This window comes from Helcobacillus massiliensis, assembly GCF_033106145.1.
GTDB lineage: Bacteria > Actinomycetota > Actinomycetes > Actinomycetales > Dermabacteraceae > Helcobacillus > Helcobacillus massiliensis.
In genome coordinates this window covers 502082-519403 of sequence record NZ_CP136959.1, presented here as the reverse complement: position 1 = coordinate 519403, position 17322 = coordinate 502082, and the positions used below count along the sequence as shown (strand labels likewise).

Sequence of the window (17322 nt, the reverse complement as noted above, 5' to 3'; positions counted from 1 at the left end):
CTTCCATGCTCCCTCACCCCTGCAGGGACGATGCATTGCCTCGCTCGTCCATAACCACGCGACGAACGACTCCCGAGTGCTCAAAAGTGCTGGGACTCTGGTCAATGCAGGTGCGGATGTCACCATCATCGCGGTCTCCCGTACCGCTCGCGGCGCCTCTGCTGGACGATTCCGCACCGATTCCGGCGTCTCGGTCGTCCGTGTTCCCGAGCTGTCACTGGATTCCCTGCTCAAACCAGCAGCGAAGCGCATCCGATCGCTGCTCGGACTGACCAGCGCGCGCGAGCAGACCGGCGCCGCCCAGGCAGCCCGCGCCCTCCCGAGCAGGACCACACAGGGTGCAGCCCCCACCCGCTCACCGGCGTCTCTCTCTCCCCCCGTTACCTTGTGAGCACCCCGATGGACGGGGTCTGGTCGCTCGGCCGGGTATGGCTTTGTTGCCCTGCCATTGATGGTCCGGGGGGTGTTGCCGCCCGGTCGAGAGACACGCGTTGACCGCTGATAGGGACACGGCCCAGCTCTGTCTGAGGTCTCTTCGTAACGTGGGTGCCGGCATCGGGTGTCGAGACTGCGGCCAGCAGTGATGCGGAGGACAGCGTCATGAACACAGGGTTCGCGGTCGTGATCGGCCTGGACGTCGGGAAGACAGCTCACCACGCGTGCGCACTCGACCCGGAGGGGAACAAGCTGTTCGACAAGCCCCTCCCGCAGGACGAGACCAAACTTCGCGAGCTGTTCACCCAGCTGCAGAACCACGGCGAAGTGCTGATGGTGGTCGATCAGCCGAACACCATCGGAGCGTTGCCGATCGCGGTGGCCCGGGATACCGGCTGCACAGTCGCCTACCTTCCCGGATTGGCGATGCGGAAGGCCGCGGATCTGTATCCGGGCAGGTCAAAGACTGATGCGCGGGATGCTTTCATCATCGCCGACACGGCCCGCACCATGCCTCACACCCTCCGGCAGGTCGATCGCGACAGCGAGGTCCTCTCCGCGCTGAAGGTTCTGGCCGGCTTCGATGAGGACCTCGCCCACGAGACCACAAGGGCGCTGAACCGGATCCGGTCCCTGCTCACCCAGATCCACCCCGCGCTCGAGCGCGTCTTCGCCGGCGGGAAGCTTTCCACTGGGCTCGTGCTGGACCTGCTGGAGAAGTTTGGCGGCCCCACCGGCCTCCGAAGTGCCGGCCGAAGGAAGGTGCTGCGGTTCGCCCGCGCGCATTCACGCCGCGACCCCGAGACGCTGGTCGAGCAGATCTTCACAGCCCTTAGCGAGCAGACCGTCATCGTGCCCGCCACCGCAGCGGTTGAGCTGGTGATCCCCCGAGTCGCTGGCCAGGTTAAAGAGCTGAAAGAACAGCGCGCGACCGTGGCCCACGAAGTGGAGGGCATGCTGGAGGACTTCCCTCTCGCCTCGGTCTTGATGAGCATGCCGGGGATCGGCATCAAGACCGCCGCCCAGATCCTCCTCGCGATCGGTGATGGCTCCGCGTTTGAGTCCGCCAGCCACCTCGCGGCCTATGCCGGGATCGCGCCGGTCACCCGCAGATCAGGCACCTCGATCCGCGGAGAGTTCCCCGCCCGGTCAGGGAACAAACGCCTGAAGAACGCCCTGTTCTACTCCGCCTGGGTCGCCTCCAACCACGACCCCATCTCCAAGGCCTACTACGATCGCAAACGCGCCGAAGGCAAACGGCACAACGCCGCCGTGATCTGCCTAGCCCGCCGCCGCTGCAACGTCATCTACGCCATGCTCCGCGACGGCACCTACTACCAGCCACCGACAACCGCCCCTACCCCCGAGCCGACCGCTCTCGCGGCTTGACTCGAAACATAGGGACACCCCCCCGGACAGCAGACAGGGCCGCGATCACCCATCAGCACCCACCCTGCGCCAACGAACCGGCGCGTTTGTGATGCGTGCCTGGGGACCGTTGAACCTGACGGCATACTGGGTTCGCGCCACCGCAGAACTCCTCCCCGAGCGCCCCGACTCGATCCTCGCCAACGACGCGAACACACTCCCACCAGCTGTTCTAGCGGGCCGGATTCTACGCGCAAAATTCGTCTACGACTCCCACGAACTATGGCGTCGGCGCAACGTCCGCCAGGATCACATCCTGGCCCCATTCGTCGAAGCTGTCATCGAACACATCGGCATTCGCTGCGCGGACCGGGTCCTCACAGTGTCCCCGTCGATCGCTGCCTGGCTGCAGCGCACCTACCGACTGCAGCGGAAGCCAGCGCTGCTGCGGAACATTCCCGTTGACAGCCCCACCCCGTCCCGCAGCGATGGACGACTCCGATCCCTCGCTGAGCTGCCTGATGACACCTCTGTCATCGCCTACAGCGGCTCCGCCACAAGCAACCACAGCCTGGAGGAGACGATCAGAGCACTCGCTCATCTCCCCTCCTCCGTTCACTTCGTGATGCTCGCCTTCGGTGATGACGAGTACCTGAGAGGCTTGTTCGCGCAGGCGAAGGACCTCGGTGTCCACGAACGGGTCCACCTGGTGGGGCCCGTTGCCCCGGACCAGGTGACGCAGGCCCTGGCCGACGGAGACGTCGAACAGGGACGCCTCCTGCGGCACGTAGCCGACGGTGCTGCGCCACTGACGGAGCACCGTGGTGATGTCCGTGCCGTCCACGAGGATTCGGCCTTCACTGGGTGTCAGAAGCCCGAGCACCAGATCCACGATCGTGGACTTGCCGGCGCCGGACGTGCCGACGAAGGCGACGGACGCACCCGCGGGAATGCGGAGACTGACGTTGCGGATCGCCGGTGCGTCCCGCACCGGGTAGGTGAAGGAGACTTTCTCGAACACGATGTCGTGCATGCGGTCGGAGAGCTGCCCGCTGTCCGGGCGCTCCTTGTGCTCGACCGCGGCCCTCGCCTCGATGATGCGGATCGCATCGTCGCCGAACCCGGAGATCCGCTCCCTCAGTCCCGCTCATACGGGGTGTCTCGCGCCGGGTCTGCGTTCAGACCGGGGCCGACGAGCACAAGGCTCCATTCGGGGTCCTCAGCGCGAAGCTCCTCGAGCACATCGAGGGTGAACACCACGTCCTTGACGGGTTTGATCCAGCCGACCTGAGCGAGCTGCTTGCGGTCCGCGCTGCCCGAGATCTCGGGACCGAAGCCGCGGCTGAGGAAATTGTCGACGGTGACGATGCGACCGGCGTTGTTCACACCGGGGCTGAGGCGCTCCAGCAGTCGGTGGACATGGGGGGACACGAACAGGACGCAGTCCACGCGGGAGAAGTCGGTGAACACCGGGAACGGGGTGTACACCTCGAACCGATGGAAGCGCACCGCTGAATGCCGGGGCGAGGTGTCGAGCCGGGCGCCCAGGTGAGGACGTGGTGACCCCATTCGATGAGCACGGAGTCAGCCCATTCGTGCGCCTCCTTCAGCGCAACAGAGGTCGCAAGGCGCTTCCCGCTGGTGACGAAGTCGTACCGGGCGCGCAGAACACGCTCCCGACTCGGACGCTCCTGCACGGGCAGATCATTGACTTCGAACCGGCGGACCTCGAAGTGCCCATCGGCCTCCAGCGCCTCGATGACCGGCTCCACGAACGTCCAGTTCTTCTGCGCAATGACGAGCAGGCGAATGGGGTCGCCCTTCCGCCGCTCACGCGGCTCCCAGCTGGACCGCTCAGTCGCGGGCGGCGTCGGGCCGAGGAGCAGTGCCCCGAGTTCACTGCTGCGGAGCGGCTGCAGGAACTCGTCGGGGCTGCTGGCCAGCGGGGACCGCGCATGGGAGTAGTGGAGGTTCGGGTGGTAGGCGATCCTCAGGGCCTTGTCGTACCAGCGCAGGGCCTCGTCGACACGGCCGCGTCGATGTTCGTCGTCACCTCGCCGGAGGAACCGGGCCACCTGGCTGCGCCAGTCGGCAGGGGTGTCCGCGGAGTCCAGCTGCCGTTGGACAGCGAAGTACCGGCCGGTGTCGCCCCACCGACCCGGCAGAACCGGGTCAGACCTGTAGCGCGGCCGAGGGCCGCGTTCACAGTCCTGCGAATGTCAGGCGTTGCTGCTCTCGGACGGCAGGCTCACCACCGTGTTGTTCGCCGCGCTCTCCAGCACCGCTTCGACCGCGCGCACCGTGTGGAGGCCGTCACGCATGGTGACGTAGTTGTCGCCCCTGCCGAGGACGGCGTCGCGGAAGGCTTCGTGCTCGGTTGCGAGCGGTTCCTTCCGGTTGAGGGCGTAGCGGATCTTGTCGCCCTCGCTGACGCCGCGGAAGCTGGCGAAGGAGTCCCACATGTTGGTGGTGGATTCGCCGTTCTCGTAGAACCAGAGGTCGGCGGTGACGGTGTCGCCCACGAGGGCGCCCTTCTCGCCGGTGACCACAGTGGTGCGCTCCTTGAACGGGGACAGCCAGTTCACCAGGTGGTTGGTGATGATGCCGTTCTCCAGGCGGCCCGTCACGGACACCATGTCCTCGTATTCGCGGCCGGACTTGCCGGTGGACACCGCTGCGACCGACTGGAAGTGGGACTGCGCCACCCAGGCGGTGAGGTCGAGGTCGTGCGTGGCGAGGTCCTTGACCACGCCCACGTCGGCGATGCGGGCGGGGAAGATCCCCTGCCGGCGGGTGGTGATCTGGTAGAGCTCACCGAGCTGGCCGTCTTCGAGTCGCTTGCGCATCGCCTGCAGGGCCGGGTTGTACCGCTCGATGTAGCCGACAGCGCCGATGAGCCCGCGGGACTCGAACGCTTCGGTGATGGCTTCGGCCTCGTCGATGTCGAACGCGAGGGGCTTTTCCACGAGCGTGTGCACGCCCGCCTCAGCGAGCGTCATCGCAACATCGTGGTGGAAGGCGGTGGGGACGGCGACAACGGCGTAGTCGATGCCGGTCTTCACGAGCTCCTCAACACCGGGAAGGATGTCGTAGCCGGGGGCGGCGCCGTGCGGGTCGCCGCCTGGGTCCGCCACTGCCACGAGGTCCACGCCCTCGAGGTTCATGAGGTTGCGTGCGTGGTGGCGGCCCATCATGCCGAGGCCGATGAGGCCGGCGCGGAGATTCTTCGTCATGCTCAGGCTCCTGCGGTTGCGACCGTGTTCACGGCCTCGACGATGCGGTCACGGTCAGCATCGCTGACGCTCGGGTGGACGGGCAGGGACAGCACCTCTCGGGCCGCCTTCTCCGTGTTCGGCAGGTCGAGCTCCAGCTCGAACGCCGGCAGGCGGTGCACCGGGGTCGGGTAGTACACACCGCAGCCCACGCCGTGCTCCTCACGCAGAGCCTGCGCGAAGCGGTCGCGCTCCTGGGCGGACGCGCCGTCGATGCGGATCGTGTACTGGTGGTACACGTGGGTGGCCCCGTCGGCGACCTTCGGCACCACAACGCCCTGCAGGTGGGCGTCGAAGTGCGCGGCGAGCTCCTGACGACGCTTCGTCCACTCCTCCAGCTTCGTCAGCTGGACGCGGCCGATCGCGGCGTGGATGTCGGTCATGCGGTTGTTGAGGCCGGGGATCTCGTTCGCGTACTGCTTCTCCATGCCCTGGTTGCGCAGCAGGCGGAGGGTGCGGGCGATCTCCGGGCTCTCAGCGGACACCATGCCGCCTTCACCAGAGGTCATGTTCTTGGTGGGGTACAGCGAGAACATCGCCCACTGGCCGAAGGTGCCGACCTGCTGGCCGTTCAGCTCAGCGCCGTGCGCCTGCGCGGCGTCCTCCCCCACGAACAGGCTGTGCTTCTTCGCGATCTCGAGGATGCGGTCCATCGCGGCCGGGTGGCCGTACAGGTGGACCGGCTGGATGCCCACGGTGCGGTCCGTGATGGCGTCCTCGATGGCCGACGGGTCGATGCAGAAGGTGTCGATGTCGATGTCGACGAACACGGGGGTGGCGCCGATGACGGCGACGGAGTTGGCGGTAGCGGCGAAGGTGAACGACGGGACGATGACCTCGTCGCCCGGCTTCACGCCGGAGGCCAGCAGGCCGAGGTGCTGACCGGAGGTGCCGGAGTTGACGGCGACGCATTCACGACTGCCGGCGAGCTGAGCAGAGAACTCCTTCTCGAACTCGGCGACCTCGGGGCCCTGCGCCACCATGCCGGAGGCGAGGACACGGTCGACAGCGCGGCGCTCATCGTCGCCGATGATCGGCTTCGCGGCGGGGATCATGGGCTTGTTCATTCGGAATCCTTCTCGATCTGTACGGTGTCGGAGTCAGTCTCGCCGGAGCCGGCGGGTTCGGTGCTGGTGGCGGGTGCGGGCTGGGAGTCGGCGGCGCGCAGACCGCCGGTGGTCTCGTCGGGGACATACCAGGCGCCGGTCTGGGGGCAGACCCAGGCATCGGTGCCGTCGTCGGCGGGCTTCAGAGGAACCCCTGCGCGGCCCACCCAGGCGAGGCGCTTCGCGGGAACACCCGCCACGAGGGCGTGCGGGGGCACGTCGCGGGTGACGGTGGCGCCGGCGGCGACGGTCGCCCAGGCGCCGATCGTCACGGGGGCGATGCAGACGGCGCGGGCTCCGATGGCGGCGCCCTCCTCCACGGTGACGCCGACGGGCTCCCAGTCACTGGCGTCCTTCGGCGTGAGGTCGGGGTTGACGGCGCGCGGGAAGTGGTCGTTGGTGAAGACGGCGGCGGGGCCGACGAAGACTCCGTCGGCCAGCTTCGCCGGTTCGTACACGAGGGCGTAGTTCTGCACCTTGCAGCCGTGGCCCATGGTGACGCCGGTGCCGATGTAGGCGCCGCGGCCGACGATGCAGTTCTCGCCGAGGACCGCGTTCTCGCGGACCTGTGCCAGGTGCCAGATGGAGGAGCCGTCGCCGATCTGGGCGGCGTCGGAGACGTCGGCGCCGGGCGCGACGCGGAAGCGGCCCTCGCTCGGGGCCGATGCGGTGGAGTCGTTCATGGCTTCGAGCCTACATTTCCCGACTGTCAGTCAGAGGGAGCGGCGCAGCGATTCTCCCTTGGAGACGGCCAGTTCTCGCAGTTCCTGCTGATATGTGACCATCCGCTCACGCAGCTGGGCGCCGTGCTCGGTGTTGTTCGCGCCGAGGATGCGCGCCGCGAGCAGTCCGGCGTTCTTCGCACCGCCGACGGAGACGGTCGCCACCGGCACACCGCCGGGCATCTGCACGATCGACAGCAGGGAGTCCATGCCGTCGAGGTGCTTGAGCGGCACCGGCACCCCGATGACGGGCAGCGTGGTGACGGAGGCGAGCATGCCGGGAAGGTGGGCGGCGCCGCCGGCGCCGGCGATGATGACGCGCAGGCCCCGCGCTTCGGCGGTGCGGCCCCACTCGATCATGTCCTCCGGCATGCGGTGGGCGCTGACCACGCCGACCTCGCATTCGATGCCGAACTCGGTGAGCGCTTCGTGCGCGTCCTTCATGACGGGGTAGTCGGAGTCGGAGCCCATCACGATGCCGACCAGCGGGCGTCCAGCGGCGTCGGCGTCCGGGGCGCCGGTGGCGCCGGAAGCGGTGGAGTCGGCGGCGGGGGTGATGTCAGTCATCGCGTCCTCTTTCGGGAAGGTCAGCGGGTGGTCGGTGGGTGGAAGCGGGGCGGGTCAGCCGACGGCGCGGGCCGGCCGGCGGGGCGGGTCAGTCGTCAGCGTCGACGATGGTGGCGGCGGCGCGGATCCCCCGAGCGGTCACCTCGTCCATGTCCTCGCCGGTCAGGTTCACGTGCCCCACCTTGCGGCCGGGACGCACGCCCTTGCCGTACAGGTGGATGGTGGCCGACGGGTCCTGCTCGACCGCGATCCGACCGCCGTCCACGAGGTCCTCGCGGGTGCCGCCCAGCAGGTTCACCATCACAGCCGCGGGACGCAGCGGCTCCGTGGAGCCCAGCGGCAGATCGGCAACAGCGCGCAGATGCTGCTCGAACTGGGAGGTGACACAGCCGTCCATCGACCAGTGACCCGTGTTGTGCGGCCGCATGGCCAGCTCGTTGACGAGAACGGTGCCGTCGGCCAGTTCGAACAGCTCCACGGCGAGCATGCCCACCACGCCGAGGTCCTCGGCGATGCGCTCAGCGAGACCGCGGATCTCGGCATCGCGTTCAGCGGACAGTCCGGGAGCGGGGGCGGCGACTCGGAAGCACACGCCGTCCTTCTGTTCGCTCTCCACCACCGGATAGGCGGCGACCTGTCCCCCGGGGCGGCGCGCCACCTGCGCGGACAGTTCCCGAGTGAACGGCACCAGCTGCTCGGCGAGGAGGTCATCACCGCGCTCCAGCCAGTCGGCGACCTCATCGGCCGAGGAGATGACGGCGACGCCGTGGCCGTCATAGCCGCCGCGGGCGGTCTTCACCACGATGCGGCCGCCGGCCTCCTCCAGCGCCTGCTCGAGGTCGGCGCGGCTGGCGATGCGCCACCACTGGGGGCAGGGGTGGCCGAGCTCGGTGAGGCGCTCGCGCATCACCAATTTGTCCTGTGCGTGGATGAGGGCGTCGGCCCCGGGGCGCACAGCGATCCCGTCGGCCTCCAGGGCGCGGAGGATGTCCTGGGGAACGTGCTCGTGGTCGAAGGTGACGGCATCGACGCTCGCAGCGAAGGCCGCAACTGCATCGGCGTCCTCGTGGCTGCCGATCTCCACTCGGTGAGCAACCTGTGCGGCGGACACCGTGTCGCTGCCGGCGAGGACGGCGATGTCCAGACCGAGTTCGATGGCGGCGGGGATCATCATGCGGGCGAGCTGCCCGCCTCCCACAACGCCGATGGTGCGAACGGTGGAGGGCGCAGAATCAGTCATCACGGCGACCATTCTAGGCGAGGACCGCTCAGCGCTGGGACTGCGCCTGCTGCGCCCGCCGCTCCCGGCGGCTCATCACCCGGCCCTGGGAGAACCCATCGGCGTCGTTCGCGCTTGCGCGGGACGTGAGGGTCGACTCCCCGAGGACCACATCACCGTCGCCGGCCTCCCCCGGCGCGGTGATGAGGAAGACGCCGAACACCGCCGGCTGCTCCTGCAGCAGCTCCAGCCGGCCGCCGTCGTCCTCCACCAGCGTGCGGGCGAGCGCAAGGCCCACACCGGTGCCGGTGGACTTCGGGCCCTGCACGGACCGCTCGAAGATGCGCGTGCCGACCGTCGGGTCCACACCCTCTCCCTGGTCCGCCACCTCGATCACCGTGGAGTGGGAGTTCGCGCGCACCTTCAGGCTCGTGGTGCCGCCGCCGTGCATGAGGGAGTTCTCGATCAGGGTGGCGACCACCTGCGTGAGGGGCCCGTCGGACGCCCACACCGCTGCGGACTTCGGCACGTGGATGCGCAGCTCTCGGCCGGCCTGACGGAACGCGTGCTTCCACTCTTCGCTCTGCTGGGTGAGCACGTTGCGCAGCTCCACAACGCCCGGGGTGCGGCGCTGGGAGGAGCGCGGCTTGTTGATGAGGTCGTTGACCACGTTCGTGAGGCGGTCCACCTGTTCCAGGGAGACGCGCGCCTCGTCCCTCACCCATTCCTCCGAGGAGGTTGCGAGGATCTCGTCCAGGCGCATCGACAGCGCCGTCAGCGGTGTGCGCAGCTGGTGGGAGGCGTCCGAGGCGAGCGCACTCTCCGCCTCCAGCCGTTCGGTGAGCGCAATACCGGACTTCGTGAGCTCCACGGCCACCATGTCGATCTCCGCGATCCCGGACTCCTGCCACTGGGTGCGGGCGCGGCCCGAGCCCAGCTCAGCGGCTCGGCGCGTCAGCTTGGTCAGGGGCGCCGACAGCCTCTGCGCCTGCCACAGCGCCACGGAGATGGCGATCGCGATCGCACTCAGCGCCGTCAGCACGATCAGCACCACCGCCCCACCGGTGTGGGCGCGCACATCCGACTGCGGAATCGAGATCGTCACGACCTGCCGATTGGAACCGGCCGCGGAGACCACAACGGGGTTCTCCCCGGGCGGCTGTCCGGCCTGCACGGTGCGGCCGTCGTGCGTCACGGAGATGTGGACGTTGAGGTCCGCGGTCTGGTTGACGTACTGCTCCAGCATCGGCTCATCGATGCGCTGCCCGTTGTTGAGGCGACCGTCGGTGGCGGTGACCACGGACTGCAGCAGGGTGCGCCCCGAGTTGCTGAGGTTGTTCTGCACCAGGGTCAGCCAGGCTGTGCCGAGGGGAATGCCGAGGAGCAGAACCACCAGGAGCACGGAGACAAGGGTGGCCTGCAGGACCCTGCGCTGCATGAATCAGCTCTCGGCGGGGTTCTCGAAGCGGAAGCCGACTCCGCGCACAGTGGTGATGCGGGTCGGGTTCGTGGCGTCGTCGCCGAGCTTGCGGCGTAGCCAGGAGATGTGCATGTCGAGGGTCTTGGTGGAGCCCCACCATTCGGCACCCCACACCTCTCGCATGAGGTCGTCACGGGTCACCACGGAGCCCGCTTCGCGGATGAGCACCGCAAGCAGGTCGAACTCCTTGGCGCTGAGGGTGAGCTCCTCACCGCCCACGTACGCGCGGCGGGCGGAGGCGTCGAGCTCCACGCCGTTGACGGAGAACGCGTCGGACTGCTCCTCCACGGCCTGGGTGCGGCGCAGCAGGGCACGGATGCGGGCCTGCAGCTCACCGAGGCGGAACGGCTTGGTGACGTAGTCATCGGCGCCGGCGTCCAGGCCCACCACCGCGTCGACCTCATCGGCGCGGGCGGTGAGGATCAGGATCGGGGCGGTGACGCCGCCCTTGCGGAGGCGGCGCGCAACCTCAAGCCCGTCGATGTCGGGCAGGCCGAGATCGAGGATCACGAAGTCGATCGGGTCCTCCTGCGCGGCCGCCGCCAGGGCATCCATGCCGCGCGATGCGCGCATGACGGAGTAGCCCTCACGGTCCAGGGCGCGGGACAGCGGTTCTGCAATGGCCGAGTCATCCTCGACGAGAAGTAGGCGAGTCACAGTTCCTGATCCTAACGGCCCGGTGCTGACAGCGCCGGGCGATCGATGCGGAGACCGGGTGCTTCCGGGCCGCTCAGCGGTTGATGACGATGCGGGACGCGGCGGCTCGCTCGAGGCGCACCACCGGGGTCAGACCGATGCCTTGTAGCTCCACGGTCCATTCCTCGGCGCGGCTGAACCCGCCCGGGAAGGCGCGGTCCACCGTCTCGGCGGTCTCCAGATCCACCACCACAGCGCCGGGTTCGGCGATGCCTTCGAGGCGGGCGGCGAGGTTCACACGCGGCCCGAACACGTCACCGTAGCGGGAGAACATGTTGCCCCAGGCCAGCCCCACGCGCACCGCCGGCAGGATGGGACTGGCGGCGACGGCTTCGGTGATGGACAGGGCGATGCGGACGCCGTCCTCGGGCGTGTCGGCGAGGAACATCATCTCGTCGCCCACGGTCTTGACCACGCGGCCGCCGCCCTCGGAGATGATGTCGCGGCACAGACCCTCGAACTGCTTGATGACGTCGGCGAGCTCGAACCCGTCGATCGACTGGGCAAGCCGGGTGAATTGGACGAGGTCGGCGAAGGCGACGGCGCGCGGCAGCGGAAGCGCCTCGTCGGACCAGGACTCGCCGACGCTGCGGAGGATCTCCGATCCGGCGCGGGCCGTGTAGGAGGCCATCTGCCGACGGAAGGCGTAGACGACCTGGCGCTCGAACACGCCGAGGAACTCCGGGGCGCGCTCCAGCATGAGCATGCGGGCCTGAGAGTCGGAGACCTTGCCTCCGGCCTTCGCCTCGTCCACGAGCGCTTCGGTGAGCCACATGGCGAGGCGGCCGGTGTGGAAGCCGAAGCCGCGGGCGAAGTTGACGAACGTGTCCTCGTCGATCTCGCCGTCGGTGACGAGGCGGATGAGCTCACCGATCGCTTCGGCGTCCTCGTCGGTGAACACGGCGGTGTCATGGTCGATGCCGCCGAAGCCCATACCGCGCCAGTACTTCGCAACCAGGGATTCGGGCAGACCGTGGAGCGACTGCAGTTCGCGGGCGGAGTGGGTGCGCGGCCCCTGCAGGAGGACCCGTTCGAGAGCGCCGACGCTCTGGCGGACGCGTGCGAAGCGCCGGTTGAGCTGCTGCGGAATGCTCATCTCCGCGGTGACGGTGGGGACAGCACCGTCACTGGGCTCGGCAGAGCTCATACACCAACGCTCCTCTCGTTCGTATCCGGCACCAGGTGGACGTCCCCGGCGGTGACGGACGTGCGGGTCCCGTCGACCGCGCGGATGACGAGTCGGCCGACGGAGTCGACGGTCTCGGCGGTGCCGCGGATGGTGGCGGAGCCGGTCTGATCGACCATGTGCACCGCTCGTGAGATCGTGACACATCTCTCACGATAGATCGAGGTCATCTCATCAGCACCCGTCCGAGTCTCCAGACACTGGACCCAGTGGTCCATGGCAGCGCAGATCGCGCGAGCGATCTGCTCCCGCTCCCCGTCATCGAGACTGCGGCCGATCACCGCCTCAACGGTGCCGGCATTCGCGAGGAGCGGGTCGTCCGCGTCGATTCCGCCGCGCAGGTTCACTCCGACCCCCACGGCGACCCGCTCACCGTCCACGGCCGCGAGGATTCCGGCGAGCTTGCGCCCGTCGGCATCGAGCACATCGTTCGGCCATTTGAGCTCGACGGCCGCGCCGACGCTGTCCTCCAGAGCGTCCTGCACCGCGAGCGCCATCGCCAGCGACAGCCAGCCCCACTGGTCCCGATCGATCCTGGGGCGCAGCACATAGGTGAGGGCGAGGGAGTCACCGGGGCGGTTCTGCCAGGTGCGTCCCTGTCGGCCCCGGCCGGAGCGCTGATCGAAGGTGGCGACGGCGAACGGTGTGCGGCGGGAGGCGAACGCGTCCTCGCCGACCAGATCGTTGGTGGAGCTCGCCCAGGGGACGAAGGTCAGGCTGGTCGCGTCCACGGTCGCGTGGCCCCTTTCTGCTGGTCGGCTGGGGAAGGCACCCGGAGAGAGTAGCGCATCACAGTGCGGAGGCGGGTAGCGTAGGATCCTTGCAGTTCCGGCCGCGCACCAAGGAGTGAGAGTGAACGACGCGTCTCCGACGAACCCCCAGGAGCCCCGAGCCATCACAACGGCTGAGCGGATCGCGGATCTGCAGGAGCGGTACGACACCGCCGTCACCGCCGCCGGCCGGACCGCCGTGGAGAAGCAGCACGCCCGCGGCAAGAAGACCGCTCGCGAGCGCATCACCGACCTCCTGGACGACGGTTCGTTCGTGGAGACCGATCGATTCGTCCGCCACCAGTCCACCGCGTTCGGCCTGGACAGCAAGCGCCCCGACGGCGACGGCATCGTCACCGGCTACGGCACCATCGACGGCCGCCAGGTCTGCGTGTACTCCCAGGACTTCACCGTGTTCGGCGGGTCCCTCGGTGAGGCGCACGGCCGCAAGATCATGAAGGTGCAGGACCTCGCTCTGCGCACCGGAGTACCGCTGATCGGCATCCTCGACGGCGGCGGTGCCCGCATCCAGGAAGGGGTGGCGTCCCTGGCCGCCTTCGCCGGCATCATGCGCAACAACACCCGCGCCTCCGGCGTGATCCCGCAGATCTCGCTGATCATGGGCCCCGCGGCGGGTGGTGCCGTGTACTCCCCGGCGCTGACGGACTTCATCGTGATGGTGGAGAAGACCAGCCACATGTTCATCACCGGCCCGGACGTCATCAAGACCGTCACCGGTGAGGACGTCGGCTTCGAGGACCTCGGCGGGGCCCGCACCCACACGTCGAAGTCCGGCGTGGCGCACTACATGGCGTCCGATGAGGATGACGCCATCGAGTACGTCAAGGACATTCTGTCGTACCTGCCGCAGAACACCCTCAGCGATCCGCCGGTGTTCCCGCTGGACACGCCGACGGAGACCACGCAGGAGGACGAGGCGCTGGATTCGCTGGTGCCGGATTCCCCGAACCAGCCGTACGACATGCTCACCGTGATCCGCACCGTGCTGGACGACGGTGACTTCCTCGAAGTGCAGCCGAACTACGCGCAGAACGTGGTCATCGGCTACGGCCGCGTGGAGGGCCAGAGCGTGGGCATCGTGGCGAACCAGCCGTCCCACTTCGCCGGCACCCTCGACATCGACGCCTCCGAGAAGGCCGCGCGGTTCGTCCGCACCTGCGACGCCTTCAACATCCCGGTGCTCACGTTCGTGGACACCCCGGGCTTCCTGCCGGGCACGGATCAGGAGTGGAACGGCATCATCCGCCGCGGCGCGAAGCTGCTGTACGCCTACGCCGAAGCGACGGTTCCGCTGATCACCCTGGTCACCCGCAAGGCCTACGGCGGTGCGTACATCGTGATGGGCTCCAAGGACCTGGGCGCCGATATCAACCTGGCGTGGCCCACCGCGCAGATCGCGGTGATGGGCGCGCAGGGTGCGGTGAACATCCTGCACCGCCGCACGCTCAAGAGCGTCGCGGAGGACGGCGGCGATGTGGAGGCGGAGCGCGCGAAGCTGCAGGGTGAGTTCGAAGAGCGGTTCGCGACCCCGTACCTGGCGGCGGAGCGCGGCTGGATCGACGGCGTCATCGCGCCCCGGGACTCCCGCCTCGAGATCGCGCATGCGCTGCGCCTGCTGCGCACGAAGCGGGACATGCTCCCGACGAAGAAGCACGGGAACATTCCGCTGTGAGCACGCCCGAGTCCGGCGCCCCGCAGGGGCAGGTGGAGGTGTCGCCCGCGGCATCGACCGCGGTGAAGCTCGTGAGCGGTCAGCTCTCCAACGATGAGCTCGCAGCGATCGCCGTGGCTGTCTCCGCGCTGAGCGTGGTGGCGCGCGAGGAAGCGCACCAGCGGGAGCTGGAGTCGCGCTCCGGTGACCGCGGTACGGGCTGGTCCTCCCCGGTGCACCGGGTGCGCGGGGGCCATGCTCTGCGCGGTGAGCGCGGGCCGATGGCCTGGCGGTTCAACCACCGCTGAGCACGTGCGCCGATAGGATCGGTGTCATGACTCACACCATCCCCTCGACCCCGTCCGCCATCGACCGCATCGCCGATTCCTACGTGGAGAAGGCCACCGCCCTGAACCCACTGCTCGCGAGCGGCCTCGGCGTGCCCGGTCATGACCGCGACATGCCGGACCTCTCCCCCGCCGGCCTCGATGCCGAAGCGGATCTCGCCCGCACCACCCTCGCCGACCTCGACGACGCCGAAGCCGCTGCCCGCGACGCCGGCGAAGAGCTCTCCCAGAACGACCGCCTCACGCTCGCCGCGATGCGCGAACGCCTCGGTCTCGACCTGGAGATGCACGAGAAGCTGATCCCGCACTCACAGGTCAACAACATCACCTCCCCCATCCAGGGCCTGCGCGCCGTGTTCGATCAGATGCCCACCACCGGCGACACCGATGCTGAGGCAGTCGAGAACTGGGACGTGATCCGCGAGCGCCTCACGAAGATCCCCGCCGCACTGGAGGGCTTCGCCGAGTCGCTGCGCTTCGCCGCCGGCCAGGGCGTGCTCTCCGCTCAGCGCCAGCTGCGGATCGGCGCCGAGGAGGCCCGCGGCTTCGCGGCGGCCGACGGGTTCTTCGCGCAGCTCATCACCCAGGCCCCCAGCAGTGATGAGCAGCTGGCGGCGGGCCTGCGGGACGCCGCCGACCAGGCGCGCGGAGCATACGCGCAGCTCGCGGACGTGCTCGATGAGCTGCACCCGTCGGCCCCCGAGGCCGACGCGGTCGGCGAGGACGCCTACCGCCTGCACTCGCGCGCCTACATCGGCGCCGAGATCGACCTGGAGGACACCTACCGGTGGGGTGTGCGGGAGCTGCTCGGCATCCTCGAGGAGCAGCGGCAGATCGCCGCGCGCATCAACGAGCACTACGGCAACGGTGGCGGCGACGATGTGGACGCCGCCTACGCCAGCCTCAACGAGGACGAGGCATGGCTGGTGCACGGCTCGGACAACCTGAAGGCGTGGATGCAGGAGAAGTCCGATGCGGCGGTGGCCGCCCTCGCCGATGAGCACTTCGACATACCCGAGCAGCTGCACACCCTGGAGTGCATGATCGCCACGACCGGCTCCGGCGGCATCTACTACACGCCGCCGAGCGAGGACCTCACCTCCCGCCCGGGCCGCATGTGGTGGGACGTGCCCGAGGGCGTCACCGCCTTCCACACGTGGAAGGAGACCACGACCGTCTACCACGAGGGCGTTCCGGGCCATCACCTGCAGCTCGGCACGCAGACCATGCAGGCGGGACTGGGCCGCCTCAACCGGTGGCGTGCCCTCATGTGCTGGATCTCCGGCTACGGAGAGGGCTGGGCCCTGTACGCGGAGCGCCTGATGGATGAGCTCGGCTTCCTCGCGGAGAATGCGGAGCGGCTCGGCATGCTCAGCGAGCAGCGGATGCGCGCCGGTCGCGTGGTCCTCGACATCGGCCTCCACACCGGCCGCCCGGTGCCGGAGGAGTTCGGCGGCGGCGAGTGGACCTACGAGAAGGCGTGGGAGTTCATGACCGAGTTCTGGGGCCTCGGTGAGGAGCACCGCCGGTTCGAGCTGCACCGCTACCTCGGCTGGCCGGGCCAGGCGCCGTCCTACAAGGTGGGCCAGCGGGTCTGGGAACGTCTGCGCGCCGAGTCGCCGCTGCCGTCCCGCCAGTTCCATGACCGCACCCTCGCGCTGGGTGCGCTGCCGCTGTCGATCCTCGAAGACGCTGTGAAGGAGATGCGATGACCACCGCACGCCCCGAATCCGTCGGCCCCGCCGGCGGCGAGGAGTTCGAGCCGCTGCTGCTGCTCGCCTCCGCATCCGCCGGCCGCCATGAACTGCTCAGCCGCGCCGGCATCGCGTTCAGTGCCCGCCCCGTGGACCTCGACGAGGGCGCTGTTCTCGCCCGCGCTGTTGAGGCGGCCGACGGGGACCTCCCCGCCGCGGAGCAGGTCCTCGTGCTGGCACGGGCGAAGGCCGAAGCGGGCCTGGACGCCTCCGACGGCGGCTATGTGGTCCTCGGCTGCGACTCCATGCTGGAGTTCGACGGCGAAGTCATGGGCAAACCCCTGGAAGCCGGGCGCGCCGTGGAGCGCTGGCGGCAGGTGCGGGGGAAGTCCGCGGTGCTGCACACCGGCCACTGGATCGTCGACGACCGCGACCCGGCGGACGGCGGCACCGGCGCCACCATCGGCACGACCGTCTCCACCGAGGTCTCGTTCGCGGACCTCAGCGATGAGGAGATCGACGCGTACGTCGCCACCGGGGAGCCGCTCGGCGTGGCCGGCGGCTTCACCATCGACGGCCGCGGGTCCGCGTTCATCGACTCGATCACCGGTGACCACACCGCGGTGATCGGTCTGTCGATACCGGCGCTGCGTGGCCTGCTCGCGGAGCTGGACCTTCTGGTCAGCGACCTGTGGACCGACCCCGAAGGCTGCTGACAGGTCACTGAGGTGCGCAGGTCAGGTGGGGGTCTCCCCACCTGACCAGGGCCCGCTCACCGATGAACCTGA

General features: G+C 68.9%; 16 protein-coding genes and 1 pseudogene. 6 read left to right on the top strand and 11 right to left on the bottom strand.

Annotated elements, in window-relative coordinates:
* The first annotated feature begins 600 nt into the window (after positions 1–600).
* On the top strand, positions 601–1824 hold the full coding sequence (locus R3I40_RS02470) for an IS110 family RNA-guided transposase (RefSeq protein ID WP_317700079.1): 1224 nt from the start codon (positions 601–603) through the stop codon (positions 1822–1824).
* 91 nt (positions 1825–1915) lie between these two features.
* Positions 1916–2179: pseudogene (locus R3I40_RS11545) on the top strand (glycosyltransferase); the annotation flags it as partial.
* Here the strand turns inward: R3I40_RS11545 and R3I40_RS02465 are convergent.
* The 11 genes from R3I40_RS02465 to R3I40_RS02415 all read right to left on the bottom strand — a co-directional run bounded on the left by R3I40_RS02465 (position 2084) and on the right by R3I40_RS02415 (position 12782).
* Entirely contained in the window at positions 2084–2836 is a 753-nt protein-coding gene (locus R3I40_RS02465) for an ATP-binding cassette domain-containing protein (protein ID WP_396349479.1), read from the bottom strand. The pseudogene R3I40_RS11545 and the gene R3I40_RS02465 sit on opposite strands and share 96 nt — an antisense overlap.
* A 104-nt stretch (positions 2837–2940) precedes the next feature.
* Positions 2941–3291 (bottom strand): glycosyltransferase family protein, encoded by a 351-nt coding sequence (locus R3I40_RS02460; RefSeq protein WP_317700078.1) that lies wholly within the window; start codon positions 3289–3291, stop codon positions 2941–2943.
* A 731-nt stretch (positions 3292–4022) separates the two neighbouring features.
* Positions 4023–5036, bottom strand: coding sequence for a Gfo/Idh/MocA family protein (locus R3I40_RS02455; RefSeq protein ID WP_285262375.1), 1014 nt, complete (start codon positions 5034–5036; stop codon positions 4023–4025).
* 2 nt (positions 5037–5038) lie between these two features.
* Positions 5039–6142, bottom strand: a complete 1104-nt coding sequence (locus R3I40_RS02450) for a DegT/DnrJ/EryC1/StrS family aminotransferase (protein WP_239375098.1) — start codon at positions 6140–6142, stop codon at positions 5039–5041.
* Positions 6139–6864: an acyltransferase gene (locus R3I40_RS02445; RefSeq protein ID WP_239375095.1), complete on the bottom strand. Its 726-nt coding sequence runs from the start codon at positions 6862–6864 to the stop codon at positions 6139–6141. Before R3I40_RS02445 ends, R3I40_RS02450 begins: the two co-directional genes overlap by 4 nt.
* Before the next feature lie 30 nt (positions 6865–6894).
* Positions 6895–7470, bottom strand: coding sequence for a 5-(carboxyamino)imidazole ribonucleotide mutase (gene purE, locus R3I40_RS02440; protein ID WP_259923384.1), 576 nt, complete (start codon positions 7468–7470; stop codon positions 6895–6897).
* Between the two features lie 88 nt (positions 7471–7558).
* Positions 7559–8710, bottom strand: coding sequence for a 5-(carboxyamino)imidazole ribonucleotide synthase (locus R3I40_RS02435; RefSeq protein WP_259923385.1), 1152 nt, complete (start codon positions 8708–8710; stop codon positions 7559–7561).
* Positions 8711–8738: 28 nt separating this feature from the next.
* A complete protein-coding gene (locus tag R3I40_RS02430; protein ID WP_239376039.1) occupies positions 8739–10127 on the bottom strand; it encodes an ATP-binding protein in 1389 nt (462 codons plus the stop codon).
* 3 nt (positions 10128–10130) lie between these two features.
* Positions 10131–10826: a response regulator transcription factor gene (locus R3I40_RS02425; protein ID WP_183373616.1), complete on the bottom strand. Its 696-nt coding sequence runs from the start codon at positions 10824–10826 to the stop codon at positions 10131–10133.
* Positions 10827–10899: 73 nt separating this feature from the next.
* A complete protein-coding gene (locus R3I40_RS02420; protein ID WP_239376038.1) occupies positions 10900–12012 on the bottom strand; it encodes an adenylate/guanylate cyclase domain-containing protein in 1113 nt (370 codons plus the stop codon).
* The gene (locus R3I40_RS02415) at positions 12009–12782 is read right to left on the bottom strand and encodes a biotin--[acetyl-CoA-carboxylase] ligase (RefSeq protein WP_239376037.1); all 774 of its coding nucleotides are present in this window, start codon (positions 12780–12782) and stop codon (positions 12009–12011) included. The genes R3I40_RS02420 and R3I40_RS02415 overlap by 4 nt, the downstream gene beginning before the upstream one ends.
* A 121-nt stretch (positions 12783–12903) precedes the next feature.
* Here R3I40_RS02415 and R3I40_RS02410 point away from each other — a divergent pair, with 121 nt between their 5' ends.
* Genes R3I40_RS02410 through R3I40_RS02395 form a run of 4 tightly spaced genes read left to right on the top strand, consistent with a single transcriptional unit; the run spans position 12904 to position 17250 of the window.
* Positions 12904–14514: an acyl-CoA carboxylase subunit beta gene (locus R3I40_RS02410; RefSeq protein ID WP_285262374.1), complete on the top strand. Its 1611-nt coding sequence runs from the start codon at positions 12904–12906 to the stop codon at positions 14512–14514.
* Positions 14511–14801, top strand: a complete 291-nt coding sequence (locus R3I40_RS02405) for a hypothetical protein (protein WP_183373612.1) — start codon at positions 14511–14513, stop codon at positions 14799–14801. Before R3I40_RS02410 ends, R3I40_RS02405 begins: the two co-directional genes overlap by 4 nt.
* Before the next feature lie 26 nt (positions 14802–14827).
* Positions 14828–16552: a DUF885 domain-containing protein gene (locus R3I40_RS02400; RefSeq protein WP_285262373.1), complete on the top strand. Its 1725-nt coding sequence runs from the start codon at positions 14828–14830 to the stop codon at positions 16550–16552.
* Complete coding sequence (locus R3I40_RS02395; protein ID WP_239376034.1) at positions 16549–17250, top strand: Maf family protein; 702 nt, start codon at positions 16549–16551, stop codon at positions 17248–17250. Before R3I40_RS02400 ends, R3I40_RS02395 begins: the two co-directional genes overlap by 4 nt.
* The last annotated feature ends 72 nt before the right edge of the window (positions 17251–17322 follow it).